Origin of the sequence: Deinococcus sp. Leaf326 (assembly GCF_001424185.1) — a bacterium.
In the GTDB taxonomy this organism is placed as follows: Bacteria; Deinococcota; Deinococci; order Deinococcales; family Deinococcaceae; genus Deinococcus.
Window position 1 is genome coordinate 1 of the sequence record NZ_LMOM01000104.1, and the last position, 2,334, is coordinate 2,334.

Sequence of the window (2,334 nt, forward strand, 5' to 3'; positions counted from 1 at the left end):
CAGGACGGACCAGGAGGGGCTGGTCCACGCTGCATTCCCTTTGAAAGAAGGTTTGCTCTGCGGACACCAACTGGCGGAGCTGCACGAGGCCGTATTGAACAGCTGCTGTTTCCAGGGTGAAGAGCGGCGTACTGAGGGGGAGGTGCCATGCACCTGCCCGCCAGGTGTACCCCCGCGCCTTGGCCTGGTGCCTGATGGAATAGGTCTCGCCATGGACCGTGAGGTTGAGCATCATTACCGCTCGCGTAAGGACATACGGAAGATGCGTCGGCACTTGAGGAAAGCGTTTCTGGAGTTCCGTGGTCCCCTTCGTCAGGGAAAGCTGGAAGTGATTCGCCTGTTGGTCCAGGGCGTGTCGGGTGAATGAAGAGCTCAGATCAACGGGAAGGGAAGCGGTCATGGTCCATCCTTGACAGAGATCCCCAGAAGGGTTCAGGGACGCTTGACTGTCGTTGAACCAGTGTTCCATGCAGGACCACGACAGGGGCATGGGTTGGCCCTGCTTCCCTTGGGAGAACTCCGGCACTGGAAAGAGAGACCACTTGTCTGCGGCAGGCTCAGAGAGCCTTGCGAAAGCGTCTGGCTAGAGAGAAGGTTGCTGTCCAGGTCGCTTATTGCCGGATAAGTTGTAGGGCCCTCTCTAAGATGGTGTCACGGGACACTTTCCTACCGGGTCGAATTGGGCCCGATCTAGTCTGGGATTGGGATTGGACAGACCCGTTCTGTTACTCGTGCCTATACTCGCCGAGATGAACTCTCAGGCGCCGTGTCGCCTGCGCGAAGAGTTGCGAGATGACTGCGTCGGTGACAGGATACGTATAACTGTCTGAGGTTGAAACCATTGAGCCGTAGTGGTCTCTGTAAATAATGGTCAGCAGTGGTGCCTCAAGATGACTGGAGACATAGGCGTCTGGCACATACCCCCTTTGTGCCAGAGTTTCAATCTCAGGAATCGGGTCAGGAGTGACATGGGTGTACCAAGTTCGCTCAAACTCCATAAAGTTGTTAATTATCCTGAAGTCGTCCATTCTTCTCCCTCTAGATATTCAAGCCTAAACATTAAAATTAAAGTAAGAGTGGAATTAAATATAAGTATTTCTACCTCATATCTACAACTGCCCCCTTAAAAGACAGACTGTAATTCCGTTTCAAGGCTTTTATTCTTCTCGGTTTCTCGCTTCATCCCAGAACTCCCAAGCCAGCCAATGGGCGGCTTGGCTCACGTCCTGCCCGGTCAGCTCTAATTCGGTCTGCCAGAGGAGCCACATCCCTGTACTGGCGTCAGGATGTGCCTCCAGATGGCGCAGCAACCAAGTCCACCGACCGTCGACACTCCAGCCCAGATTGGCACGGTGGTAGCAGTGTGCCAGCGCAAGGCGAGGGAACCTGGGGAACTGAAACATCTGCCTCCAGATGGCGCAGCAACCAAGTCCACCGACCGTCGACACTCCAGCCCAGATTGGCACGGTGGTAGCAGTGTGCCAGCGCACTGGCCAGGATGGAGGCAGAAGGGTTCATCCGTTGTCATTGACCGCGAAGAGCACGCCTCGATTTGAGTTTTCGAGCAGATCCGTCCAGCCAGCTGGAAGCATGATGAATGCTGTGTCGTGGTGCTTCCGAAGAAGCAAGCTGAGAAAGTTCATCATGCTGCACCCGTCGGAAGCGTCACGAGAACGCGGTCCAGGATGCAGTCCCGCCCGAAGACGTTCTGTTCCGTGGCCAGGAGGGTGGTGAGCTGCTCCAGACCCTGAGTCAGGGCAGCAGGGTCCAAATCAACGAGCGGTGCGCTGAGCTGTTGGTGCCAGGCGCCACTGCGCCAGGTATATCCTCGCCCTTTGGCCTGATACCTGATGGTATAGGTTTCCCCTTCGAGACTGAAGCTCAAGCTCAGAACTGCCTGTGCAACAGCCGAAGGGAGAAGGAGGATCTGATCAGCAGACGGCTGTTCGGGATGAGGATGTAAGGAAAACCGCAGGTGCTCAACTTGCTGGTGCACATCCTGCTGGATAGGTAAGGACATCAGATCGATAGGGGCGAGGGGCGTCATAGAGCCATCCTCAGTAGGGCACCCTGAAGCGAACGGGCGTCTCACAGCTACTGTGAAGAAAGTTTTTCATCCTCTTGCCCGCTTCGGATAGGAGTTGTCCCTAGGTTCCTTGGCAGATGCCCAGGAAGGCCAACTGACATCTTGCAGTTCACGGCTGTGTACCTGGGCTTCGAGCCGAAGAAGAACCCGACCTGAGGTTGACCCGATTTTGCGCAGATGGAGATAAGCCCCCACGATAGGAGGCACCCTCATGACGACCCGCAGAATCCATACCGCTGAGTTCAAAC

Annotated in this window: 2 protein-coding genes; both read right to left on the reverse strand. The window is 55.6% G+C overall.

The genetic code is table 11. From position 1 onward, the window contains the following. The coding region (locus ASF71_RS22155; RefSeq protein ID WP_082506322.1) for a hypothetical protein at positions 1-400 on the reverse strand (400 nt) is incomplete at its 3' end. A 1,242-nt stretch (positions 401-1,642) separates the two neighbouring features. Continuing rightward, entirely contained in the window at positions 1,643-2,047 is a 405-nt protein-coding gene (locus ASF71_RS22170) for a hypothetical protein (protein WP_056304204.1), read from the reverse strand. Between the last annotated feature and the right edge of the window lie 287 nt (positions 2,048-2,334).